Origin of the sequence: Flagellimonas amphidinii (assembly GCF_013090115.1) — a bacterium.
GTDB classification, from domain to species: Bacteria; Bacteroidota; Bacteroidia; order Flavobacteriales; family Flavobacteriaceae; genus Flagellimonas; species Flagellimonas amphidinii.
In genome coordinates, this window is record NZ_JABFNN010000044.1 from 1 (window position 1) to 24569 (window position 24569).

Here is a 24569-nt window from a genome sequence, read left to right on the forward strand (position 1 = left end):
AACGCATCCCTATTATTATGGATAAAATTTCCAAAATACTTAACGCATAGAGTTTTTTAGTCCATTTTGCTCCATACAATTACAAAATTTAGCTTTGCATAAATAGAAAGTCACCTATTCGGTGAGCACAAAAATGTGAAGCCCCGAAACCTCAATAAACTCGGCTACTTAAAATTTAGGTTCGAGAGTTTATACCTCATAAATGATTCTGCATTAAGAGGTTGAGTTTTGAATGTAGCTTAGGAGCTGCTAATTATAAAAGTTAATCAAAACTCCGCTGAAATTTAGGCACATCAATCAAAATCATCACAATATTTCCACCCGTTGGAGGTCTTTTTCATGGTCAAGTCAGTAATAAAGAACTCTTTGGGATCTTTTAAGGAAAAAATCGAAAATGGAGTAATGTCGGCTGCCTTGTATCTCACTTTAACCCTAGCAGAATTCTTTGAGGGTATTTCCTGAACTTCCAGAACCTCATCCACTTCATATTTAAATGCCTTGGCAATTGCAATATGTCCTGTTTCTGGTATCTGATCCATAAACTCCAATGCATCGTCGGCTAAACTCACCTTATATTCTTTTGTTCCTTTTCTCCATCCCTTTTCAATTTCCTTAAGTAACTCCATTTCAAGATATCCATCTTCTCTTAACTTCAGATATTTTTCCAACAACTCTTGGTCTTGTTCCTGTTGCCTAAAAGTGGCTTTTCCAATCCGAAAATTAGCGGTTCTTTGCTCAGGTTCTTTTTCCAAACAATGATTTAAAATCCTTTCTGCTTTGGAGTTACTTAAATTTTCGGAGCCACAGGATTGTAGAAATAATAAAACGGTTAGTAAAGAAAGGTACTTCATTTGGTTGATTTTTTAACGATTTGAACAAACCTAATCGTAACCTCAAAAATTCTTTTACGGCTTCCCGTAATTACTTGTATATCAATTTTAAATGATTGAAATTGCATTCACCACATAACACAAAAAGGTACCTTCTTAGGACTCTATAAGGACATGAAATTGAAAAAAAATCTAACCTTTATAATAATTGCTTTGGTATTACTTTTTGTCAAATACCTATTATTAAAGGAAGGTTTTTTCTCCCTTATATTATGGCTCCTGAGCGTACTTTTGGTTGGTTTTTTAAAGAAAAAGTACTTCAACAAAAAAGCAAAGACCAGTTTTGAAAACTTTCTTTTGTCAGACAACGAAAAGAAATTTTTATCTGATTCTCTTAGAAACCAGGCACTCGTAAGGAGCAATAGGAATTTACAAATTTCCAAAAACAACAACTTAGAGTACATTGAAACTCTCAATTGGCGTTCACACTCAGACCTCGGTTCTACCAAAACATTCAACCAGACATTATATAAACTGCTGTCTCGGTCACAGTTCAAACCCAAAAATAGTTTTATCATTTATGGTGAGTCTGGAGTAGGCAAAACCTATGCTGTTTTTGACTACATCAGAAAACGTATTGAGTCTGACCCAGACTTCATTCCTATTTTGATTTCCTTATCTGATTGGGCAGGTCAAAAATCATTGGAACAATGGACCATAAAGAAAGCCTCCAAAATTTACCATATAGATAGAAGAATTCTTGAAAAAGGATTACGGAGAGGACTTATATTTCCAATATATGATGGATTAGATCGAGTTAAAGAGGATAACATACTTCCCCTTTTTGATAAATTAATGAACGTTGTTACCAAAACTTCTTTAGCAGTTGTAATGAAGACTGAAACCTTTGAGAAGTTATCCTCGGAATACAGCAAAACAAATAAATCTTGGAAACTTCCATTTAATTTGTTGGAATTAAGGATTTTAAAACCAATGCAGGTTGAAACTGTATTAAAAAAAAGAGAATGCCATCAAAAACTTGAAATTTTTCAATCAAACCCTAAGTTTAAGTTTCTCTGTCGTTATCCTTTATTCTTAAACCTGCTCGTTGGAATGGATTCAAGTTTTATCAAAGATAATTTGGGTTCTGGGCATCTTTCCCACGAGCAATTTTTCAATCAAATATGGAAATGGTACGAATTGAAAATGTTGACCGATGTTAAGTTTATATCCAACCTTAAAAAGAAAAAAATAAAAATCTGGTTAAGAAAAATAGCCTTGAACTCCGGTCTCTTTTTTACTGAAGAACTACAACCTTCTTATCTTGATTTTAGATGGTCGGTCATCACATATTACTTATTATCAAGACTTTTGGGAACAACCTTAGTCTCAGCAGCTGCAGGGTTATTTCTTGCCGGTCCTTTTGACTTTTGGGATGCTGCTATAATTGGTGGTTCCATAACCGCCTCCATAGATCTTATTAAACTATACTTCAACGCCTCCTATTCTCTAGAAGAATCTCTTTTTAGAACAAAGGACCACAAACTTGTACCCCCAACTGCAAGTATTATAAAAAGAACTATTCCTTTGATATCCATACTTGGGCTTTATTATGGATTCACAACGCCAAGGTCATTCAAATATGGAGGGGAAATGCTAATGAATGGTATGTTTTCAACCACAGAGGCCCTAGTGGGCATATTGGTAGGAATTCTACTCTCCATTTTTTTTGGTATTCGAAGCACCTGGCAGCAGAACAGTTTTGACATACGTCCAGTTGAACGAATCATTGGAAGCCTAAAAAACTATTTTATTTCAGGGTTTGCAGGAGGTCTTTTACTAGCTATAATTGTAGTTCCCCTATTCTACATTTTTAATTTTCTTACAGATGATGTATCATCGGTCAATGCATGGCTCAATCAAGAACTTTATTTTCAGGATAAATACTTATTTGCGGGATTGGCCGGATTCTTTTTAGGGTATCTTTTCTTTGGGTTATTTGGTTTTTTACAGGGAAATAAAGTTATCCTAGATCGGAACGAAAAACTGGAACTCACCAGACGAAGCCCAGTAACAAAATCCTTTATGAATGCCTTAAAATCGGGGTTCATCTCGAGTTTGGTAACCGGAGCGCTTTTAGGAAGCTATATTGGGTTAACGGAAATGGAGGTTACATCGGTCTTCAAAGCCTTAAAAACCGCTTCTGGCTTTGGACTCCTTGCCTTTGCTTGGTTTGGAGGATTGGATGCCATTTGTCATTGGCTGCTAAGACTAATTTTAGCACTTGAAGAAGACTTCCCCTTGTTTATCCGATCGTTTTTACTCAAACTTTCAGGAATTGGTTTTGTTAGACCCGTAGGGTCTGGTTACGAGTTTATCCACCCATCATTACGTGACTATTACAAAAACAGTGAAGCTCCAAAAGTTAAGAAACCCTTATTTCTAATCCCAATTGGACTCGTTCTGATCTTGTCAACCCCCGTTTCCCTAAAACTGCTTAAAAGATTTCAAAATGAATCTCATTGGCAGAACGAATATGGGTTTAATGTAACCTTTGAAACTGGCCATATACAACACCACCAGGGAGCTAAAAACAAATTTGTGATCCAAGGACTGGGTTCTGAATCCAAAAAAAAGATTAGAATTAATGCCAATGGAAGGGTAAAACTGGGGTCTTTTGTTGGTTTTGTATCACCTGCCGGCACAAAATCTGGTTTTTTAGGAATGAGTTTGGGCAACACATGGAACAAACAAGAAATGGAAACGCTTAACCATGGATCTCTTTCATTTAAAAAAAACAAAGGAAATTGGATTAGTTTTCCGGAAAATGACCTTATTCAATACGGTAAAAACGAATCTTATCTGGATTTTACCGTGAAAAATGGAGATGTTTTAGAGGTTCAAGTAAATGACAAGGAATGGCAGAATAATTTGGGCGAGTTTAATATCACTTTTGAAACTATCGATAACATGAAAAAAACACCAAAAATTGTGGCACATCGCGCAGGAGCCAAATTAGCCCCAGAGAATTCGTTGGAAGCTGTAAAAAATGCTTTGCAATTGGGTGTCGATATGATTGAAATAGATGTTCGCATGACAAAAGATGGTCATTTGGTACTCATGCACGATAAGAGCATAAGCAGAACCACAAATGGGAAGGGAGCCATAAGCGATATGTATTTGGAAGAATTGCAAAAAATAAACTTGAACCATAGTCAAACCAAAGAAAGTATCCCAACCTTAAATGATGTGTTGACATTAATCGCTGACCGTAAAACCCAATTACTAATTGAAGTAAAGACAGGTAAAAACTATGGTAACCTCCTCGAAAAGCTTGCCCATACCATTAAAGAAAAAAATATGGAGAAGCAGGTATTGGTATTTTCGTTCAACAAACCCTTTTGTGAGGAATTAAAAGAGCGATTTCCTGAACTGACCGTAGGTGTGTTCACCCTTTGGCCTTCTTCCATTGCAACACTACCAAATGTGGATGCTATAGGAGTAGAATATCGCAGTCTCTTGTTATTTAGCTCCCAAATTAAAAAATTACGTGAGAAATATGGACAGGTCTACGCTTGGAACGTGAATTACAGAAGCTCAATGCAACGTTTAATAAACAAAGAAATAGATGCCATAATTACCGACGACCCAAAAAAGCTACGAACTTTGTTAAGTCAGTAAATTAGCTAGCCGCTAAATTCAGAAATGGTCTCCAATATAGATTCACCAACCTCCTCTCCATCTACCAAGGTCATTTGGTAATCTTGTACAGCGGCAAACAGATCTTCTTCAAAAAGGAATCCGTTGTCCTTGGGCAGAAGTAAAAGACTGAATGCCCCTAAGCGACCATACAGCTTTTTAGATGTAGTTAACTTGTCCTCCCAACTTTTCAATTGCTTTTGAATCAAATTCTCAAAAAATGGTTCCAATTCCTCACTTTTCCATTCTTCAAAAAGTAATTTCAATTGTTCTCTGGCTTTGGGGCCCAAAACTTTTTTAAAATCCTCCAAACTAAAATCCTCCAAGACGTCTGTGATAGCCTCTTTCTTATCTTCCATTTCTGCAATTCTCTTTGATACTGCACTTTGCTTCTTACCAAAAAGAAGATTGATCAATTGCTTGTCAAGTTTGTTATTTATGTAATGCTCCTCTATTTCTTTTTTGTAAGTAATCGCAAAATCCAAAAAGGACAAATCCGAACTATCTTCAACAAAAGCAGTCAATACATTCAATGTTTTCTTACTCGGACAACTAGGCCTCTTCCCTGACCATCCATTTTTTAATTGCTCCCTGAATTCGAAAGCCCTTTCTATGGATCTAGGCACAACCATTTCTTTGTTTTTTCCCTCAACATCCGATATAACTTTATAATTAAAATCATACCTCTCATCCTTGATGGTATCAATCAGATAAATAAAGCTAGGCAAGTGTTCCTCTGTAAGTTTAGTAAATACCATGCCCTAAATGTAAAAAAAATGCCCGGCCATTTTTCGTCGAACAGTAATTTTCGTGTCGAAACATGTCGCGACATGTCAATATAAGTCACTGAAACACAGCGTAATTAGCTCTTGTAATTCTAAAACAATTTATTATGAGAACTTTTATTTTAACACTAATTTTCGCCGTATCCCTTTGTTCAATTTCTTGCAGTAAAGAAGATATTGCAGAACAAGAGGAGCTTGTAACAGTAGCTTCTGGAACTGGAACGACGACCAGTCCCAAATCAGGTAGGGATTAAGTAAAAAGAAGGATACCTACTAATGGGTATCCTTTGTTTTATTCAGAAAAAAAGAGTTATTTAGAAACTTAAACTTGTAAATTATTATCATATGGTTTCTAAAATTATTACTGTTTTGGCGTTTTCCTTATGTTAGGCCTAGTCTCCTGTGAAGCGGATAGCGTTGCAGAACAAGAGAAGCTAGCCATCTACTCCCCGGGTGAGGGCTCTACGTCTAGTCCGAAGGATGGTAGAAACTAAGAGCAAGCGGATACATAATATTATGTATCCGCCTGCTTTGTTTATTAAAAATAGGTTATTTAGAAACCTGAAATCACAGTAATTTGCTTTCCTTCCCCAGACCATTCCCAAACTTCAACTTATGTTTTCTATGGTTTTTATAAAGTTAGGTGTTACGCGATTAGCAACAAACATTTAAAGTATAGTACACTTTTACCTAATAACCAATAATGCCGATTAAAAACCTCTTAGCCGCTTTTGTCCTTTTTACCTTGGCAAGCCAGTATACCTGCCAAACAAAAAAAACACAACTTAAAACCAATACCGGTTTCAAATTCCCGCACCATTCAATCGATACGGTTCAGAACCACGATGAATTATTAAAAATCATCGCTTCATACAGATACAAAAAGGTAGATACCACTTTGCTTAAAGCCATTTGGAAAAAAAGCGATTTGTTCAGTACCGGAAATAATTTGGATTCCCTCTTAAAATATGACCGCTTATTGTTAACCTCTGCAGTTAAAAGCAATCATCTTAATTATCAAGCTAAAGGAGAATCGAATCTGGCTTATGACTTTAGAGAACTCCAACAATTGGATAGTGCCTTTTATTACTACCAAAAGTCCAAGAACAGTTATTTAAAATTGGCAGATAGCAATCAAGTTGGCATAAAACTCTTTGAGATTGGAAAAATACAGTACCGTCAAAACGATTTTTACGGTTCCAAGGAATCCATTACGGAGGCATTAACTTTTTTTAATAACGAAAAGGATAAAACCTACCAAATCTGGTGCTGGAACGAACTAGGAAACAACTATGCCAGTTTAGATGATTTTGAAAATGCCAAAAACAACTATAAAAAAGCGATACGCTTTGAAGAAAAACTTGTTGACAAAATCAAATATGTTAACAATTTGGCGGTTCTATACTCAGACAATCAAAACTATCCAAAGGCCATTGAACTAATTGATAGTATAATTAAAAACCTTCCCAACGAATATAGTAACATAGAATATGCCAGATTAGTACACAATAAAGCAGAGGCACAATGGAGATTAGACAACAGCAACATTATAGAAGACTACGCAATAGCATTAAAAATTAGAAAAGCTGAAAATGACCAATGGGGGCTACTTTCAAGCTATAGAAGTTTGGCTGAATACTACGAAAATATTGCCCCAGAAAAGTCAATAAAATATTTAGATTCTTTACTATACATTGCTAAAAAAAACCATATATCCAAAGCGGAAATAGAGGCACTTCAAATTTTATTCCGGTTAAAACCAGATAATATTGTCTATAAAAACCGATATATCTTTTTACAGGATAGTCTACATCAACAGGAATTGAAGGTTAAAAACCAATTTGCCTATTTAAAATATCAAGATGAAGAAGAAAAATCCCGTTTATTGGCGCTAGAGACTGAAACGGCTAAACAAGAAGCGCAGTTGGCCCAAGAAGAAACTCAAAAAATACTTTTCCTCTCCACAAGTGCCTTATTATTAATGGGAGGTGTTTCGTTGTTTTTTCTATTGAAGCAACGCCACAGAAAAGAAAAATTAAAGGAGGTCTATAACACGGAGAAACGTATAAGCCAACGCCTGCATGATGGTTTGGCCAACGATATTTTCAGCTTAATGGCTAAAGTGGAAAACAAAGAGCAAGTTAAGGACACTGAATTTCTTGACCACCTTGAAACCATTTATTCCAAAACTCGTGACATCTCACACGAAAACAGTCCGGTAAAAACCCACGAACATTTTTTAGAAGAATTGGAAACGCTTATCCGGTCTTTTCATAGTAACGGCGTTAGTATCGTAACCAAAGGGCTGGGTGACATTGGCTGGGAGGACCTGAGTGAACCAAAGTGTGTAGCCTTGCACAGAACTATAAAGGAGCTTTTGGTCAATATGAAAAAACATAGTCAAGCTAGTTTGATCAGTTTGCGATTCTCATCTGACACAAAAAACATCCAAATCGATTACAAAGACAATGGTATTGGCTTTCCAACTAAAATCAATTATGGTATGGGATTGCACAATGTGGAAAACCGTATTCAAAGTTGTGGTGGTACTTTTACTTTTATCCCAAAACAGGGAAACGGAGCCGAAATTAGGGTTACCATTCCCCATAAATCCAGGGTATAAATGTTCAAGAGAGTTTTGGTCATTGAAGATTTGGACAGCATAGGTTATGGTATTGCTGTTATGCTAAAAAGTGAGTTGAATGTGGAGGAGGTAGTGCTGTCCCATTATTGCAGCGATGCCTACTTAAAATTCATGAAATCCGTGCATGAGCAAAATCCCTTTGACCTTCTTATCACCGATCTGTCATTCAATCAAGATTATAGGGAAGACAAAATTGCAAGTGGAAAGCAATTAATAAAAAAAATAAGAACCTTGGGCTTCAATACCCCAATAATAGTCTGCTCGGTAGAAGAAAAACCCACAGCAGTAAGAAAGCTTTTTGAAAATCAATCCATTTCCGGTTATGTGGTCAAAGGAAGAAGTGGGTTGAAGAATCTAATGAAAGCCGTTAAAAATGTGTACAACGGAAACACCTACCTTTCCCCCCAGATTGCCAATGTGTTACAACAAAAAGAAGTTTTTGAGGTTGAGGACTACGATATAAAACTACTGTCTCATTTGTCCAACGGGTTTACCCAAGATGAAATTGCTCGGTCCTTTAGCCAAAACCACATCTCTCCGTGTAGCTTAAGCTCAATTGAAAAAAGGTTGAACCGACTAAAGGACGAACTAAGGGCAAAGAACACCATTCAATTGGTAGCCAATGCCAAGGATTTGGGATTAATCTGACAAATCCCATACCGATGAACGGTTTTTTAAGCGCTTAGCCGATTATCCACATTATCTTTTTCGGATTACGGATTCCCGTAAGGGGAACTTAGCCATGGACACTAGGTTTGTTAGTGAGGTTATTTGATGAAATCAATGGTCAATTGTTTTTACCAAAAAATACCTCGTAAGAACCAAACCAACCACTAAAGTGAACACTATTAAAAAATACCTTAGGCTATTATCTCTTATTGTAATCAGTACACCTTGGCTGCATGGACAATCTGAACAACCTTATACAGAAGAGACCCGTTTAGAATTCAGTGAAAATGGTATGGATTGCGGACACCTGCTAGATGGCCCCTCCTACTATATTAAAAAGCTTGAGAACAAATCATTGGACAACATGTTCTCGCTCTCCAGAGCACAAAAAAAACAGATTGGAGAAGCCAATTACGAACAGATTCTCAAAAAAAATAAACTGCTTAAAGAGTATCCGAACAAAAGAAACATTCAGCACACCTTTTCCAATTTGATAAGACATGCCAACAGCTCCACAAAGTTCAAGCTTCATGTACTATCATCCTCAGACATCAATGCCTTTACCATGATCGGGGGGCATATATACCTTACAACAGGGCTATTGTCCTACATTGATTCCATGGATGAACTTGCTTTTATCCTAGGCCATGAAATCGGACACCATGAAAAACTTCACCTAGAAAGGAAAATAAAAAAAATCATGGCGACCTCAACATTTTTTGGAAAAACCGGGATAGATGAATTTACAAAGATTGCGATAGACCTTAACAACAAATTCTCCGCTCCTTTTGATCAGATAAATGAGTATGAAGCTGATAAGTATGGTTTTGAACTAGCCAAAAAAGCCGGTTACGACGTAAGCCATTTTGCTGATTTTTTTAAAAAACTGGAAAAGAACGAGCGACGTTCCATTCTTGTAAAACTGAATTCCACACACCCTTTTTCAAGTGATAGAAGAAGGTGTTTGGAGAGCTACATTTCCAACTGAACCACTATGAAAGCACAAGACCTATCCATTCAGGCCATTGGGATAACCAAAAAATATCCAAAAAATAAGATTGGTCTACAACCCATGTCCCTGGAAATAAAACCTAAAAGTTTTGTAGCCCTGATGGGGCCTTCAGGTTGTGGAAAATCTACTTTGCTCAAATGTTTGAACGGCGACAATCCAGCAACTTCTGGTGAAGTTTACATTAATGGCTTATCGCTAATTGATCACTATGATCAAGTCAAAAAAAGTATCGGATATGTTCCCCAAGATGATATTATCCATAGGGAACTGAGTGTCTATAAAACACTTTTTTATGCCGCTAAGCTTCGATTACCCGATGGAACTTCAAATGAAGAAATTGACCATCGTATCAATAAAGTCTTGAAAAGCCTGAAACTGGACCAACATGATCAAGGCAATCAAAAAGGCCAAAAAGACATCAAGTATAAAAAAGTAAAGGAATTATCAGGTGGTCAAAGAAAAAGAATCTCAATTGCCGTTGAGCTGTTAACGGAACCTTCCATACTGTTTTTGGATGAACCCACTTCTCCTTTGGATCCGGAAACCATTGATAGTTTTCTTAAAAGTTTAAGGGATTTGGCCAAAGAAGGTACCTCCATTATCATGGTAACACACAAGCCTGAGGACCTTAATTACGTAGATGAAGTAGTCTTTTTGGGTGTAAAAGGGCATTTGGTCTACAAAGGACTTCCCAATAAAATCACTGAACATTTTAATGTAGACAGTATTATTGAAGTGTACAGTAAAATGAGTGACCTTGAAGAGGTCAAAAAAAACTATCTCCCTCCCAAGGAAGGTTCTCATTTGTTGGACTTGAATCCAAAATGGAATAAAAGCAGACCGGATTCCAGTTTTCAACAATTGTACTGGTTAGCAAAAAGATACTTGAACATCAAGCTTAACGATTATAGCAATTTGTTGTTGTTGCTACTGCAACCCATAATCATAGGTGGTTTGGTCAGTCTTGTTTTTAGCGAGTTTCGAATAGGGGTTATTTTTTTAACCGCTATTTCGGCCATATGGTTTGGTGTAAGCAACTCAGCCAAGGAAATTGTAAGCGAACTTCCCATTTATAAAAGGGAACGAATGTACAATTTAAATATTAACACGTACATCATTTCAAAATTGCTCATACTGTCGCTGATTGCATTAATACAGATTTTAGTTTTTGTAGTCATTATTCACCTCAATTTTAAGGTGAATGCCATATCGGAATTTCCAGAAACCTATTTAAGGCCTTTTTGGGAAAGTGTTGGTTTCCTTTTCATGGTTTCCTGCTCGGCCACTTTAATTGGATTGTTTTTGTCTTCCTATTTCAGTACTACCGAAAAGGTCATGACCGTGGTACCCATAACGCTTATGCCCCAAATTATGCTAGCCGGGGTAATGACAAAATTGGATACTCGTCTTATTGAAATTTTAAGCTTCTTTACTTTGGGAAGATGGGGAACAGAAGGTTTTTCCAGATTACAGGACAACTATTTTGATTCTGAATCCATGGAGGTTAAAAGTGTTCTGATACCCGAATTCAATCCAGATGGATACCATAAAAATGACTGCAAGTGTGAAGCTGCAAGTGCCCTTGATCAACTAGGGCTTTATGACGACAGTCTTATTGATAAGGGCATCCTAATCGGAAAAGCTTTTAACAATTTGACCGCCAATGCGCTAGCCATACTGGTTCTAAGTGTTATTATGTATTTGCTGATTTTTATTTCACTGAATAAAAAAGATAGCATATGAAAAAGTCTATGCTCTTCATTTTCATATGCGCTCTTTTTGGCTACTCCTGTAGTGTTGCCGAACCTATTTTCATCTCTAACAGTAGCTTGGAATTTAAAGGGGTGGACAATTCCGATTTCCTTTTTACGGTTGACGCTAATGTCTATAATCCATCTGGCTATAAATACCAACTAAAAGAACTTTCCTTCTACATTACATATGACAAAGAGAAGGTTGGGAGCGGAAAACTTACCGCTCCCCAACAGGTAAATGCAAAAGATACCATTGCGCTTCCCTTTTTCTGCAATCTTGACCTTTCCCAATTGCAGAAAAAACACGAACAAATTTTATCTCAAGACACTTCTAATTTCATTTTCGTAGGCGAAGCATTTGCTGTGCATCCCCTAAAAAAAATAAGAAAGGGGTTTGAAATGAAAATTCCATACAACGCCAAAAGTTTCATTGCGGACAACATTTTAAGTCATGATTTGGTGTTAAGCCAAATGGAGGTGGAGAAAATCAATCCATTTACGTGGGGCAACCCCACAAAATCAAGCTTTCGGCTTAAGGTTCAAATCTATAATAAGCAACCTTTCGATTTTAAAATTAAGCATATTGAACTTTCATTGAAGTCCAAACAAACGGACAAAGCTGTTCTGCATGGTATTCTTGATACTATCATTGATGCTCCAAGTCATAAAACAGTCAAAATACCTCTTAATGTTGAATCAAACAATTTGAATCTGCTTCAAGATTTAGGAAATTTCTTTTGGGGTGAAAACAATACAAAATATATCGGTTCTGGATTCATAGTCATAAATATTAAAGGTTATGATTTCCAAATTCCATTTACCAAAGAATTTGATGCTCCTTTAAACTCTTTTGGCAGTACAGAAACGCTAATCAGAAGTAATAGCACTAATGGATTTTCCTATCTAGAGAATATGTCTAGGACTTTCCAGCTAAAATCAAACCACACTATTAAACCAACCAATAGCTACTAAAATGAAATCTAAAAGGAAAAGAAAAAAAAGGGTTCCTATTCTCATACTATTAAGTGTTATGCTGGTACTTATAGGGGGGTACTTCTATTTTTCCATCACTAACAGCGTAGAAGCACTTGCACTGGCACGAGAAGGCAAAAATTGGGGCTTTATTGACAAGGAAGGCCAAAAAATCATCCCTTTTAAATACGAAATGGCCTGGAAAATGTCTGAAGGCTTAGCTCTAGTAAAAAAAGATGGCAAGTGGGGGTTCATAGACAAAGCTGATGACATAAAAATCCCAATGGTATACGAAGATGCCCAACCTTTTTCTGATAGTCTGGCCGCTGTAAAGCTCAATGGTAAATGGGGATTTATAAACCATGATGCTGATATGATCATAGAAGCAACGTATGACGAGGCCATATCATTTACCGAGAAGCTAGCACCAGTGAAAAAGGGAAATAAATGGGGGTTCATCAACAAATCAGGAGAGGTCGTTATTCCATTTAAATATACCAGTGCCTACTTATTCTCCGAAAAACTTGCTCCGGTGGGTGTCAACGGGCGTGAAGGCTTTATCAATCAAGATAACATCATGGTGGTTCCTCCCCATTTTGATTTCGCCCTTCCTTTTGCCGAAGGTTTGGCTCCTGTAAATAAAGATGGAAAGTGGGGTTTTATTGCAAAAAACGGTAAAGTTATCGTTGAACCTCGATATGAACAAACCTGGGGTTTTTCTGAAGATCTGGCTCCCGTAAAAGTAGATGGCAAATGGGGTTATATAAATAGAAAAGGTGAAGAGGTTATAGCTCCAATATATGAAGATGCCTTCGTTTTTTTAAACGGATTGGCCCCTGTAAAAGTAGATGGTCAACAAGGATTTATAAATAAAGAACAAGAAATCATAATAAAGTTCAAATACGATTATGTAGATGCTTTTTATGATATCGATTAAAAAATAAACTTAGTTAAAAACCCTCCAAAAATGAAACACATGAAAATGAAAAAGTACTTGTTTGTCATCCTCTTGGCCTCATCATGGATTTATGGTCAAGAATCAACAATCGGACTTCAATCTATAACTTCTTACAATCCTACGAAAGACTATGTCGAAGCTGAATTGATTTTTCAGAAAATTAAAGAAATCCTGGTTAATTCAAGAAACTTTGAAGTCTTGGATAGAGAAAGTTTAGGTATTGTTTTAACAGAGCAAGAAATTCAAAAACAAATCACTTCCATAAATGCAAAAGTTGTAGATCAAGGTAAAATTGCCGGAGCTCAATATATTATTGGTGGTAAACTAATTGGACTGGAATATAAAAAGGCCATAAACCTTCTCCAAAAATCAAAAGTTGCGGGTCAAACACTTCAACGTGCAGTATTCAGCTTCTCAGTCGACATTCTTGATACGGAAAGTTCAAAAACCTTAGAAACCAAAACCTTCAAAGTAGGAACTCTAAACACCAAATCCATTGGTGGTTTAACAAAAATTGAAGCTTTTCAAGCGGCTTTAAAAGCTTTGACCAAAGATTTAGAAAAATTTTTGAACAAATTTATCGCAAAATCGGTCGCAATTGTTTCCATCGAAGAAGAAAAAGGTGGAGCCGCCAAGAAAATCTTACTCAATACCGGTGAAGCCAATGGCGCAAAAAAGAATGATAAACTAGGTATTTACGAATTGTCCACAGTAACCATTGGCAACAAACAAACCCAGCGTGAAAAATGGGTGGCGGATGTGAAAATTGAAGCTATAGAGGGAGAGGAATTATCCACCGCCATGGTTGTAAAGGGTGGTAAAGAACTTTTAGACAAGTTCAACTCCCAGAAAACATTAATCTGTAAATCTAAATAGGATGAAAAAACTGATTGTACTCCAATTTATGTTTTTGATGGCGTGCGGTAGTAACAAACATGCTGATTTTGACTCTGCACAAGTGAATTATGTTTCTAACGATAAGTTGGAATCTATTACTGTGAACAGCACAGATAGTGGCGAAAACCAAGAAGAAGCTATTTACAATGCAAAGAAGCTGGCTTTTCAAAATCTGTTCTTTAGGGGCATTTCCAATTCTCCATTCAACAAACCGCTAATAAGCATCAATGAACAAGCAGCTTTCAAAAAGCATAAGACTTATCTAAACGCTTTTTATTCCAAACGTATGGGAACTTTTATTACCAATTCCCATGAATCCATCTCAAAAGTCAGGGGAGGTAGAAGATTGGCCAAAGTGAACATGACCATTAACATGTTGGCATTACGAAAAGATTTAGAAGAACATCAAGTGATTAAAAAATTTGGATTATGAAACCCACCCGAATAACAATTAAAATCCTTTTATTCTGCATTGTATCATTCGCAACTACTTTGCAAATAAATGCTCAAAAAGATTGCCATGAGGTAAATACTGTGCAACCAAGCATAATGGTACTGCCTCGTACCGTAAAGGGAGAAGATTTAAGGACCATTATGGACGAACAACCTGAGATTCGCGTTGCCATTTCAAAGGTAAAACAGGCTTTTGACAATAGAGGCTACACCACTTTGGATTTTGAGACTACTTTAAAGGCTCTTATAAGAGATGAAACCGTAACAAAGGACTCCCAAACCGAATTTAAAAACAGGATTTTTAGAAACATTCCAGCAGATATTGTTGTGGAGATAGATGTGATTATCAGTAAAATTATGGTTAGGGGAAAGGAAAATCATAGAGCCACACTTATTCTGGAAGCCAACGTTACGGATAATGGAAACTCAATGGCCAGTGTTCCTATTGAAGGCAATCTATTCTATACTCCAGACAAAATTCTGTTGATAGGCTCGGCATTAAAAAAGGAAAACGACAATAATGAGCTTCTCCTAGATGAGTTCCTAAGAAAAATGAACGAAAAGTGGGCAGAAATGAGGGAAAAAGGGAAGACCGTCAAAATGGAATTCAGTCTATCTGAAGACGCAGGAATTACCATGGATGACGATGTTCCATCCAAAGGCGAAAAACTAAAATACGTTATAGAAGATTGGTTGGAAGAAACTGCTTATAAGAACTATTATGCAATCACTTTCGTTACCGCCGCCAAACTCATGGTAGAAGATTACAGGTACCCTGTTCGCGACCCTAAGAACTGTTCCAACATGACAGCCAGAAAAATCGAAAGAAAACTAGATCGTTTTTTTGACAAAATAGATATCCCGGTAAAATTTAATAACAGCCGGGGAACCATCTACATCACCATTTTATAAACAACTATTATGAAAACTAAAATATTCCTATCCGGGCTATTGATACTAACATTTTTTCATAAAATCAATGCCCACAAAAGCAGTGAAGCAGAAGATAATCTGAACATCTCAGTAGTTGTTCCGGCACAGATGGATGGACTCACCAATGGACAACTATCCAAGCTCAAAACCAAATTGCTCCGAATGGTCAGCAATTATGGTATTGCTGGCGAAGGCTTTACAGATAAATTCATTTTGTATCCAAAGTATGAAATTTATGACCATAAAGTGGTAGAGGGGCTACAAAACGTACACGTAATTGATGTAGAACTCAACCTTATTGTAAAAGAGGTCAGAACAGGAAACGTATACAGTGTTTATAGTAAAGAAATCACCGGAGATGGTTATTCCAAAAAGGAAGCAATAAACCAGAGTATTTCACAAATAAAAACCAGAGGTGAGGACATCAAAACATTTTTGCAAAATGCCAAAACCAAAATTCTGGAGTATTATCGTTCCAATTGCGATAGACTATATAACGAAGCCAGTACTATGGTCAAACAAAAGAGGTATAACGAAGCTATAGCACTTTTATATCCAGTACCCAAAGAAGTAGGAGGCGAATGCTACGAAAAAATCCAAAGAAAATTAGATGAAGCCTATGATGGCTACCTTAACAAAACTTGTGAAAAAAACTTGGTAAGAGCTAAAGCTGAAATTTCCAAAAACAATAATAAGACTGCACTTGAAATTTTAGGATCTATTGAAACTGAGTCTAATTGCCATTCTTCTGCCGTACAGTTAAAGGCAAAGATAGAGGCCAAAACAAAAAAATCACCGCAAACCAATAACACCCAGGCAGCTTCAACATCAGAAAACACTGAAAATGTGGATACTTCTGAAACAACCGGAGGCGTAACTGTAAAACACCAAGAATCTCCACCCCCAACAACTCAAAAACCAACAAAACCCGAACCGAAAAAAACCTCCAAGGCACAGCGAAGAAAGAAAATGGGAGCCATTGCGCAATCTGAATTTAAACGCACCAGGCACCAGGGCGAAATTGACAGAGCTATACAGGAGGGATGATTTCCTTCTAATCCTTAAACAAGAAAAATGTTAACATGATAAAACAAATTAAAATCATTGGCCTATTCATTTTAATGATGGCTCCCTCAATAGTTTCGAGTCAACTTAAATATATAGGGCTAGTCCCGTTCAAAGCAACAGAAATTGACAATTACGCAGAGGCCGAGGGCATTACTGACAAGGTAAAGCAATTGTTTGTTGAAAGTGATTTATTTACCATTCTAGACAGAAGTAAATACAGTCAAACAGCTATCTTTAAAGAGATAGACGTTCAAAAAAATATTGAATTCATTGAAGGATTTGTAGTAGAACAAGGAAAACAAAACGGAGCTCAGGCCATTGTGGTAGGAAATCTATCATCCCTATCCTATAGCAAAAGTAAATATGGGAGCTACGATTGCGGTTTTGTCTTTAACATTACCATCAATGATATTGAAACAGGCACTGTAATTGCCTCTAAATCTTTTAACAATCCCACAATCTGTGTTACATGCAGTGGTGACACCAAAACAAAAGCATTCAGTTCGGCACTAAACACATTAACCAAGAAAATGCGGAATTTCATTCTCGAAACTTTCCCCACTATTATCGAAATTGATAGTATCTATGAAGTCAAAGGAGGAGGTGAAGTATTGTTGGTCATTGGTGAAGAAAATGGGGTTCAAAAAAAAGATAAGTTCAAAATTTACGAAGTTATTAGTAAAAAAGGGCGGGTACGAAAGGTAGAGCTAGCCACTTTCAGTATAGATAGAATTGAGGGTGATTTTTCCGTTGGCAAGGTAAAGGGCAAACAGTTTGATGTGTTGCATGAAAAATATATGGATTCCAATACAAAGCTGGAATGCGTAACACTTCCAAAATAACAAAGCTCTTCTTTATATAAAGTCTCCATAATTTAATATCTAAAAACATTGGGGTCACTTGACCCCGATGATACTATTATCTAAAAAGTCAAGTCAAAGACATCTTACCCGTATAGTCGATAATCGGTTTTATCTGCATTTTATCCAAAATAAGGTTTCATAAAACTTGCAATATGGATACCCGTAAGGAAATCTGTTTTTGTGAAGCTAGGTTTGACCTATAAATAACAAACACAGAGAAAATGAAAAATACCATGAGAAAATTAATTGTTCTTTCAGCCTTATTATTCTTAGGAAATTTTGCAGCAAACGCACAAATGTCAGAATCTGGAAAACTTGGTGTGGGTATAGCTTGGACTTCCTTAAACTATGGTGCTTCGGCCAAATATAATTTTACAGAGAACCATACTGGGCAAGTTGTAGTTGGGTCTGCCAACTATGGTTTTAACTTCTCCGGTGCCAGCAGTTTTTCTTTAACAGGAAGGTATTCCTACAACTTTGAAGAAGGTGATATTGATTTTGCCACATGGAAGCCATATTTATATGGACAGGTAGGGTATTGGACCTATAAATATGACCTAGGAATTTTGGGAAGTTTTAACGCCAATGCAGTGGCTTTTGGAGCTGGTGGAGGAGTAGAATGGAGCTTTAACGATTTTGTAGATGGCCTTGCTTTCAGTGTTGAGCTAGGTTACACCAATATTTCCTTTGATGGGCTTGCCTCAATTGGTGGTTTCAATGGAGGGGCTGGAATTCACTACTATTTCGACCTCTAAATTTCAAATTATTATTAAAGCAGTGTTGAGTTAGTTTAGATAGTTGCGGCCGGGTGTGAATTATCCCATTTCCGGCCTTTTCCAACCCTCCACCCATGTCAAAAAATAGTATCCTTTTTATTGGACTTTTGCTCCTGGCCTTTGGCGTCAATGGTCAGAAAATAGATGATTTCCAAGAATTGTTGTCAACTGTTGAAGGGAGCAAAGCCCATTTTAGACAAAGCCTGAAAAAGCAGGATGGCAATATGTTTCAATATATCATTGTGGAGGTTGACCACAAGGGCAACGAGACTGAAGTTATCTACAAATTCAGCTTTTCTGACATAGATGAAAATACGGTAAGGTCCATCACAAAAAAAGACCTGATTATAGTACAGTTATTGGTTAGAGGTAAGCAAAAATTGATTCAGGTTATAACCAATGGAGGTGATAAGATTTCATACACGGACCAAATTCATTTTTTAGCAACAGATTCCAATAACGGAGACCAACTATCCAATACCGTAAAGGGAATCATTCCTAAAGCTGTAGCCTTTGATGAAAGTAGACTTTCACTCAATGGATACGGCGACCATATGAAGTGGCTTTTAGAGCATATATCTGATGTTGAACTACCTAAAAAACAAATCGTTCAAAAGTTAAGTTATGACCATAACGTCGCAGGAAAAATAACACTTGAACAGACCTTTAATGTCAAAAACAAATCCGAAAGTCAACTAAGAGAACTTAATCTGTTCACCTTAAACCCAAATTCCGTGGGGTATCGTATTTCTGGCGACGAATTTGTTATTTCTGCCGAAACCAGAAGGGATATTAATGGCATCAAATATGTTGAAGATGATGAACAAAAATACTATCAAAACCAGTTAAGAATTTATGCCAAGTCCGTTTCCAATGGAAAGGATATATACAATGTGCTTAAAGCCAGTATTCCATTGGCTCAGGCTAAATTCAATGAAAACCAGACCAATTTTTCTAAAGAGATAGATGCTTTGAATTTTCTGAATAAAGCAATTCAAGAAGTTTCAACCAGCAAAGAATCTCTTACACAAAACCTAAGAATCACCAAAAACAATGCTCAATTGATCTGCACGGAAACAGCTCCCGATAAGAGTACGGAGCTAGTCTATACATTCAATTTTGCAGATATCAATCCCAATACTATTGATTATGATGGGCAAAAGGATCGTCTTTTTGTAAAGTTAACCACCAAAAAATCTTTGGATTTTATTCAATTCAAAGAAAATGGAGAACTGCAAAACTACGTCCATGACACAAAGATTTTTTTCAGCACTATTGAGAATGCAATTACAGGAGTGGAAGCATTAAAGTTTTTAGCAACTTCCTACGAATCCAGAATGGACAAGAACTCTTATTTAGCCTCTACTGTTCCCAAAGCCATTGCTGATCTTAAACCATTACTATCTCAAGTTTCCATTGATGAAGACAATTTTAATCACTTTCTGGAACTTACTGATGATGACACTCGGACCATAAAAATTACAACCGTATTCTCCAACCTGAAAAAGAGCGTTGAAATAACCCAAGAATTCAGCTTAGCAGAAATCAACCCCAAAAACTGTGGCATAACTGTAAAAGGCAAACACGTCTTTGCCGAGTTGAACACCAAACATTTGGAAAAAGTTGTGAAGACCTATGTTGACGGACAGATTAAACCTTACCAATACAAAGTTTCCATTGAAGCCATAGGAATTGAAGAAGCAAGACAAATAGTTGGTATTGTACAAAGTATAACTGAAAAATTGAAGTAGCACACATAAACCTCACGAAAATGAAAAAAATTACACATTATTTATTCATCATTAGTATCGTATACTTTACTTCCTGTTCCAAGGAAGATAAAGATGTTTTTAATGGATCACAATCAAGCTTGGAAGACCTTTTTAGTGAAGAAGTAGTTCAAACTCTCAATGATCTTAACTTCACTATAAATGAAGGTGCCAATCCTCCCAATCTAGAAGGCACATTTTATGTATCGCAATTTATCCTTACAAACAGTAATGTTCCTCAAGACAACATTGGTTCCAGATTTGCCGATCAGCGCTACACCTTTTTAAATCAAAACAATAGTGACAACACCATTGATTTTAACGGAGTTCAAATTAATGTTTCCACTAAAGAGGAGTTCAGTCAATTAGACGGAAGTGGTTCCTTTATCTCAGGCGAAGGGAACAGGTTCAGCATTTTTTTAGTTGTTGAGCAAGAAAGAATCAATTCAGGAACCAAAACACTTACGGCTTTCGCGATTTCGGGTTCCATTTCTGAAGGAGGTATTGTAGAATTTGAGCAGTCTTTAGTAATGCTCGACAATTTTGGAGATCCAAAAAATGAATATATCGAAAATGGACAAGGAAGAAAGTTCATTGATCAAGATGAATTTTCTGAAATCGTAACAGAAAACAATAACGCAAACAAAAACTTCATTTCCTCTTCTATTTCAAGAGGCATCTTATCTGAATAATTAATCAAAACAAATGAACATGAAAAAAATTACTTCTTTAGTACTGATTGTATTGGGTGCCATTACCGCTGTTAAAGCTCAAAATATTATCACAGTAGATAATTCTGTTGGAAGCTCCGCCCAGTTCAGTGATTTGCAAACGGCTATATCCAATGCCAGTTCAGGAGACATCATTCAAGTCCATCCTTCGGAAACTAACTATGGTAATATTGAAGTGGACAAGCCTTTGATCTTGATCGGGTTTTCACATAATTCTCCAGACAAACAAACCTTGATCACGGATTTGACCCTAAGTGCCAATGCCTCCAACGTTACAGTAACCGGCTTTAGGGTCACAGATGATTTTTTCATCAATAATGGAACCCCTGTGACCAACATCATTTTGGAAAACAACTTTTTTAGCAGCTCCATGGTGATAAGCAATGGTGGGGTAGACAATCTAATGCTAAGGGGCAATGTCATCAACACCTTGGGAAATACAGCTTCCTCAGGTTCCAGCTTCACCAATGCTATAATTACGAACAACATCTTTTATGGAAATTTAAACGTGCGTTTGCACGAATCTGTAACCATAAAGAACAATATCTTCTTGAATTCAGAAGTTTTCAATAGCCGAGATGAAACTGGAAATGCGACCGTACAAAATTCAATATTTATTGCAAATTCAGCTGGTACAGCTGATGCCAATAATCCAGGTGTCAATTTTGAAAATAGCTTGATTTTTAATAGATCAACCGGAAATGCCAACGCCCTAGTTGGTACCAACAACATTGTAAACATAGATCCCCTGTTTGTAGAGGACAATGACAATACCATCTATGAACCCCAAATTGATGATTATCATCTTCAGGCAGGCTCACAGGCCATAAACGCAGGTGTAAATGGAGAAGATTTAGGCATTTTTGATGGAGGTAGCTTTACATTCAACAATTTTGGATTTACCAATGGTATCCCAACGGTAAATATTGATGCTATAAGCACAACCGTTGCCCCAGGCCAAAACCTAAATGTGATCATCAGTACCACAAACCATTAAGAAGATGCGGTACGTACTACTATCATGCATGTTGCTTTACATGGGTTTGGCACATGCACAGAACATAAGTTCTGCTGAGTTTTTCTTTGACAACGATCCGGGGATAGGCAATGGAACGGCTTTGAGTGTCAATGCCAATACAGGGCAACTGACCCAGACATTTTCCATTCCCACAACCGGCCTATCGGAAGGGTTCCATAGTTTTTATGTAAGAACCCAGAGCAGTAGCGGAAGTTGGGGTCTTTATGACCGAGTTTCCTTTTACATAGTTTCATTGGCCAGCTTGGACCAACCTATCAATGCCGCTGAGTACTTTTTTGATTCCGACCCAGGGGTTGGCAATGGGACCTCTTTGGCCCTTAACTCCAATTCAGGCACTTTAGAGCAATCCTTCGTTATTCCAACAACCAGTCTTTCCAATGGATTTCATGGGTTTTATATCAGGACCCGCAACACCGATGGAAATTGGAGTCTTTACGACCAAAAGGTCATCTTTGTGGATGACTTTGCCCTATTGGACGAACCCATCACCGCCGCCGAGTACTTTTATGATACAGATCCAGGCGTTGGCAATGGAACATCTTTTGACGTCCCGGACAATTCTGGAGTGCTTTCACAATCCTTTGCGTTATCAACAACAGATCTCACAGATGGGCAGCACACGGTCCACGTTAGGGTACAGCTTGAAAGTGGTAGCTGGAGCCTTTACGATAGTGCCCAGTTTACCGTTGATTCCGCAGCTTTGGACAATACGGTCACTGTAAACGAAAACACCTTGACAGCCAATTTTGATACATCTGGAGCCACCTACCAATGGTTGGACTGTGAAAACAACGCGATGCCCATAACAGGAGAAACCGAGAGATCCTTTACGGCCACACAAAGTGGTAGTTATTCCGTTCGAATTTCATTCAATGGACAGACCGTAATTTCCGATTGCGTTGTGGTTGAAGTGACCAATACCAACGACAACGATGGTGATGGAGTGGACAATGATGTGGACAATTGTCCCCAAACCGCTAACCCTAACCAAGAGGATGCCGATAATGATGGGATTGGTGATGTCTGTGATGACGATGCCGATAACGACGGGGTCACCGATGACCTAGACCAATGTCCCAATACTCCGGCCGGTGCAACTGTGGACTTTGATGGATGTCCTGTCTTTAGTTTTCCGGCAAACAATTTTACGGTACAGACCACTGGTGAGTCGTGCATTGACAATAACGATGGTTCCATCAGCATAACAGCCGTTCAAAATTTGGATTATACAGCCACCTTGGTTGGCAATGCCAACACTGTGGTGGAACAATTTACAAGTTCCGCCGACCTGACCAGCTTGGAAGCCGGTGAATATGAGCTTTGCATAAGCGTTGCCGGGCAATCCGATTATGAACTTTGCTTTGATTTGGTGATCAGTCAACCTGAAGCCTTGTCTGTTAGCTCCAAGGTTAATGTTGTGGATAAGACCTTAACTCTTGATCTTAAAGGGAGCGGCACCTATCATATTCGATTGAACAATGAAGTATTTAGAACCACTGAAAGCAAGTTAACACTCCCGCTCAACCAGATAGAAAACACCCTGTCCATTAACGGGGACTATGGCTGCCAGGGCAGTTTTGATGAGATTATTGTGGTAACGGACCAAATCAGTGCCTACCCTAACCCGTTGACCACGGAAGCCCTGGCCATTTACCTGGGATCGCCCGATGAGTTTGAAACGGTAAAAGCTTCCTTGCACAATCTGTCCGGGGCCAAAGTTATGGACTTGGAATTGGAGGTGAACAACGGATTTGCGCAAATAGATTTTGACCGATTGCCTGAAGGTGTCTACATCCTGACCCTTAAAAACAAAACGACTTTGTTCAATCATAAAATTATTAAGCGATGATAGCAAATAAACGAATCTGGGGAATCCTTCTTTTTGCCTTGCTCTTTATAGGCTGCAGTAGCGGTTCTGACGGTGGTGACGACACTCCGCCGCCCTCTGGTGGTGGCGATGACGACCCCGTGGTTGTACCCGCGCCAACAGCAGCCACGCTAGTTTTTCCAGAGGATGATACCGAATGTAATGAGGGTAACCCCATAGACGAAACCGAGAGCAATGTTACTTTTCAATGGGGAGCTTCACAAAATACGGACAGCTATTCGGTGACCCTCACCAATTTACATACAAATAGTTCTTTCAATACCATTGCCAATACCAATGAGGCCACTATTAGCATTTTAAGGGGAACTCCCTATGAATGGTACGTGACATCGAGAGCCAATGGAACCAATGAAACTGCAGAAAGTACCAAGTGGCAATTTTTCAATGAGGGCCCTGGCATAGAAAACCATGCTCCTTTTCCAGTGGAAGCTGTTTCCCCTTCTAGGGGAGAAACTTTGTCCCAAACATCAAGTGTGACCCTAACATGGTCTTCAAGTGATATTGATAACGACATTTCAAGTTATGATGTATTCTTTGGTACACAAACAGACCAAATCAATTTTTTGGGCAATACCACAGAAAACTTATTCGAGGCCACAGTGTCATCTGGAAACATTTATTACTGGCAAGTTAAAGTAATTGATAGCGAAGGTAACTCATCAACCTCGGTAATATTTGAGTTTAGAATAGACTAGACCAAAGGAGTATCATCCAAGGTTTATTTTAGGGGTCGCTTGGGGGAGCGGCCTCTTTTTTATATCTGTCCTTATACAAGAAAAATTTAGGAGGCCCACTGGTTCTCTAGGCTTCCTTAAGAGTGATTCCCAGA

21 protein-coding genes are annotated in these 24569 nt (G+C 37.6%); 19 read left to right on the plus strand and 2 right to left on the minus strand.

Features of this window, described 5'->3' with window-relative positions; translation table 11 throughout:
• Positions 1 to 293 precede the first annotated feature (293 nt).
• A complete protein-coding gene (locus HJC33_RS15840) occupies positions 294 to 851 on the minus strand; it encodes a hypothetical protein (RefSeq protein ID WP_171659827.1) in 558 nt (185 codons plus the stop codon).
• Positions 852 to 1010: 159 nt separating this feature from the next.
• Here HJC33_RS15840 and HJC33_RS15845 point away from each other — a divergent pair, with 159 nt between their 5' ends.
• Complete coding sequence (locus HJC33_RS15845; RefSeq protein WP_171659828.1) at positions 1011 to 4511, plus strand: glycerophosphodiester phosphodiesterase family protein; 3501 nt, start codon at positions 1011 to 1013, stop codon at positions 4509 to 4511.
• Between the two features lie 5 nt (positions 4512 to 4516).
• Here HJC33_RS15845 and HJC33_RS15850 read toward each other — a convergent pair whose 3' ends face one another.
• Entirely contained in the window at positions 4517 to 5287 is a 771-nt protein-coding gene (locus HJC33_RS15850) for a hypothetical protein (RefSeq protein ID WP_171659829.1), read from the minus strand.
• A gap of 134 nt (positions 5288 to 5421) precedes the next feature.
• On the opposite strand from HJC33_RS15850, the gene HJC33_RS15855 reads away from it, so the two are divergent.
• From HJC33_RS15855 to HJC33_RS15940, 18 genes are all read left to right on the plus strand, one after another.
• Complete coding sequence (locus HJC33_RS15855; protein ID WP_171659830.1) at positions 5422 to 5568, plus strand: hypothetical protein; 147 nt, start codon at positions 5422 to 5424, stop codon at positions 5566 to 5568.
• A 449-nt stretch (positions 5569 to 6017) separates the two neighbouring features.
• The gene (locus HJC33_RS15860; protein ID WP_171659831.1) at positions 6018 to 7937 is read left to right on the plus strand and encodes a tetratricopeptide repeat-containing sensor histidine kinase; all 1920 of its coding nucleotides are present in this window, start codon (positions 6018 to 6020) and stop codon (positions 7935 to 7937) included.
• The gene (locus HJC33_RS15865; protein ID WP_171659832.1) at positions 7938 to 8606 is read left to right on the plus strand and encodes a helix-turn-helix domain-containing protein; all 669 of its coding nucleotides are present in this window, start codon (positions 7938 to 7940) and stop codon (positions 8604 to 8606) included.
• Between the two features lie 190 nt (positions 8607 to 8796).
• Positions 8797 to 9615, plus strand: a complete 819-nt coding sequence (locus HJC33_RS15870; RefSeq protein WP_171659833.1) for a M48 family metallopeptidase — start codon at positions 8797 to 8799, stop codon at positions 9613 to 9615.
• Between the two features lie 6 nt (positions 9616 to 9621).
• Positions 9622 to 11382, plus strand: a complete 1761-nt coding sequence (locus tag HJC33_RS15875; RefSeq protein ID WP_171659834.1) for an ABC transporter ATP-binding protein/permease — start codon at positions 9622 to 9624, stop codon at positions 11380 to 11382.
• The gene (locus tag HJC33_RS15880; protein WP_171659835.1) at positions 11379 to 12365 is read left to right on the plus strand and encodes a hypothetical protein; all 987 of its coding nucleotides are present in this window, start codon (positions 11379 to 11381) and stop codon (positions 12363 to 12365) included. Before HJC33_RS15875 ends, HJC33_RS15880 begins: the two co-directional genes overlap by 4 nt.
• Before the next feature lie 58 nt (positions 12366 to 12423).
• Positions 12424 to 13302: a WG repeat-containing protein gene (locus HJC33_RS15885; RefSeq protein ID WP_171659836.1), complete on the plus strand. Its 879-nt coding sequence runs from the start codon at positions 12424 to 12426 to the stop codon at positions 13300 to 13302.
• A 39-nt stretch (positions 13303 to 13341) separates the two neighbouring features.
• Positions 13342 to 14199: a CsgG/HfaB family protein gene (locus tag HJC33_RS15890; protein WP_171659837.1), complete on the plus strand. Its 858-nt coding sequence runs from the start codon at positions 13342 to 13344 to the stop codon at positions 14197 to 14199.
• Between the two features lies 1 nt (position 14200).
• The gene (locus HJC33_RS15895; protein ID WP_171659838.1) at positions 14201 to 14653 is read left to right on the plus strand and encodes a hypothetical protein; all 453 of its coding nucleotides are present in this window, start codon (positions 14201 to 14203) and stop codon (positions 14651 to 14653) included.
• Positions 14650 to 15585, plus strand: coding sequence for a DUF6175 family protein (locus tag HJC33_RS15900; protein ID WP_171659839.1), 936 nt, complete (start codon positions 14650 to 14652; stop codon positions 15583 to 15585). The genes HJC33_RS15895 and HJC33_RS15900 overlap by 4 nt, the downstream gene beginning before the upstream one ends.
• A gap of 9 nt (positions 15586 to 15594) precedes the next feature.
• Entirely contained in the window at positions 15595 to 16653 is a 1059-nt protein-coding gene (locus HJC33_RS15905; protein WP_171659840.1) for a hypothetical protein, read from the plus strand.
• Positions 16654 to 16688: 35 nt separating this feature from the next.
• Positions 16689 to 17516, plus strand: a complete 828-nt coding sequence (locus HJC33_RS15910; protein WP_171659841.1) for a hypothetical protein — start codon at positions 16689 to 16691, stop codon at positions 17514 to 17516.
• A 254-nt stretch (positions 17517 to 17770) separates the two neighbouring features.
• Positions 17771 to 18292: a hypothetical protein gene (locus HJC33_RS15915; RefSeq protein ID WP_171659842.1), complete on the plus strand. Its 522-nt coding sequence runs from the start codon at positions 17771 to 17773 to the stop codon at positions 18290 to 18292.
• A 95-nt stretch (positions 18293 to 18387) separates the two neighbouring features.
• On the plus strand, positions 18388 to 20064 hold the full coding sequence (locus HJC33_RS15920; protein WP_171659843.1) for a hypothetical protein: 1677 nt from the start codon (positions 18388 to 18390) through the stop codon (positions 20062 to 20064).
• A 20-nt stretch (positions 20065 to 20084) separates the two neighbouring features.
• Positions 20085 to 20774, plus strand: coding sequence for a hypothetical protein (locus tag HJC33_RS15925; protein ID WP_171659844.1), 690 nt, complete (start codon positions 20085 to 20087; stop codon positions 20772 to 20774).
• A 19-nt stretch (positions 20775 to 20793) separates the two neighbouring features.
• A complete protein-coding gene (locus HJC33_RS15930) occupies positions 20794 to 21810 on the plus strand; it encodes a right-handed parallel beta-helix repeat-containing protein (protein WP_171659845.1) in 1017 nt (338 codons plus the stop codon).
• 4 nt (positions 21811 to 21814) lie between these two features.
• The gene (locus HJC33_RS17485; RefSeq protein ID WP_171659846.1) at positions 21815 to 23701 is read left to right on the plus strand and encodes a T9SS type A sorting domain-containing protein; all 1887 of its coding nucleotides are present in this window, start codon (positions 21815 to 21817) and stop codon (positions 23699 to 23701) included.
• Positions 23698 to 24435, plus strand: coding sequence for a hypothetical protein (locus HJC33_RS15940; protein ID WP_171659847.1), 738 nt, complete (start codon positions 23698 to 23700; stop codon positions 24433 to 24435). Before HJC33_RS17485 ends, HJC33_RS15940 begins: the two co-directional genes overlap by 4 nt.
• Positions 24436 to 24569: the final 134 nt, after the last annotated feature.

What these genes read in the sequence shown, in the direction of transcription:
- HJC33_RS15875 (WP_171659834.1), top strand. Translation starts at nt 9,622, where the DNA reads ATGAAAGCACAAGACCTATCCATTCAGGCCATTGGGATAACCAAAAAA.
- HJC33_RS15850 (WP_171659829.1), bottom strand. Translation starts at nt 5,287, where the DNA reads ATGGTATTTACTAAACTTACAGAGGAACACTTGCCTAGCTTTATTTAT.
- HJC33_RS15940 (WP_171659847.1), top strand. Translation starts at nt 23,698, where the DNA reads ATGATAGCAAATAAACGAATCTGGGGAATCCTTCTTTTTGCCTTGCTC.
- HJC33_RS15900 (WP_171659839.1), top strand. Translation starts at nt 14,650, where the DNA reads ATGAAACCCACCCGAATAACAATTAAAATCCTTTTATTCTGCATTGTA.
- HJC33_RS17485 (WP_171659846.1), top strand. Translation starts at nt 21,815, where the DNA reads ATGCGGTACGTACTACTATCATGCATGTTGCTTTACATGGGTTTGGCA.
- HJC33_RS15920 (WP_171659843.1), top strand. Translation starts at nt 18,388, where the DNA reads ATGTCAAAAAATAGTATCCTTTTTATTGGACTTTTGCTCCTGGCCTTT.
- HJC33_RS15885 (WP_171659836.1), top strand. Translation starts at nt 12,424, where the DNA reads ATGCTGGTACTTATAGGGGGGTACTTCTATTTTTCCATCACTAACAGC.
- HJC33_RS15840 (WP_171659827.1), bottom strand. Translation starts at nt 851, where the DNA reads ATGAAGTACCTTTCTTTACTAACCGTTTTATTATTTCTACAATCCTGT.
- HJC33_RS15890 (WP_171659837.1), top strand. Translation starts at nt 13,342, where the DNA reads ATGAAAATGAAAAAGTACTTGTTTGTCATCCTCTTGGCCTCATCATGG.
- HJC33_RS15880 (WP_171659835.1), top strand. Translation starts at nt 11,379, where the DNA reads ATGAAAAAGTCTATGCTCTTCATTTTCATATGCGCTCTTTTTGGCTAC.
- HJC33_RS15910 (WP_171659841.1), top strand. Translation starts at nt 16,689, where the DNA reads ATGATAAAACAAATTAAAATCATTGGCCTATTCATTTTAATGATGGCT.
- HJC33_RS15905 (WP_171659840.1), top strand. Translation starts at nt 15,595, where the DNA reads ATGAAAACTAAAATATTCCTATCCGGGCTATTGATACTAACATTTTTT.
- HJC33_RS15915 (WP_171659842.1), top strand. Translation starts at nt 17,771, where the DNA reads ATGAGAAAATTAATTGTTCTTTCAGCCTTATTATTCTTAGGAAATTTT.
- HJC33_RS15925 (WP_171659844.1), top strand. Translation starts at nt 20,085, where the DNA reads ATGAAAAAAATTACACATTATTTATTCATCATTAGTATCGTATACTTT.
- HJC33_RS15865 (WP_171659832.1), top strand. Translation starts at nt 7,938, where the DNA reads ATGTTCAAGAGAGTTTTGGTCATTGAAGATTTGGACAGCATAGGTTAT.
- HJC33_RS15860 (WP_171659831.1), top strand. Translation starts at nt 6,018, where the DNA reads ATGCCGATTAAAAACCTCTTAGCCGCTTTTGTCCTTTTTACCTTGGCA.
- HJC33_RS15930 (WP_171659845.1), top strand. Translation starts at nt 20,794, where the DNA reads ATGAAAAAAATTACTTCTTTAGTACTGATTGTATTGGGTGCCATTACC.
- HJC33_RS15895 (WP_171659838.1), top strand. Translation starts at nt 14,201, where the DNA reads ATGAAAAAACTGATTGTACTCCAATTTATGTTTTTGATGGCGTGCGGT.
- HJC33_RS15855 (WP_171659830.1), top strand. Translation starts at nt 5,422, where the DNA reads ATGAGAACTTTTATTTTAACACTAATTTTCGCCGTATCCCTTTGTTCA.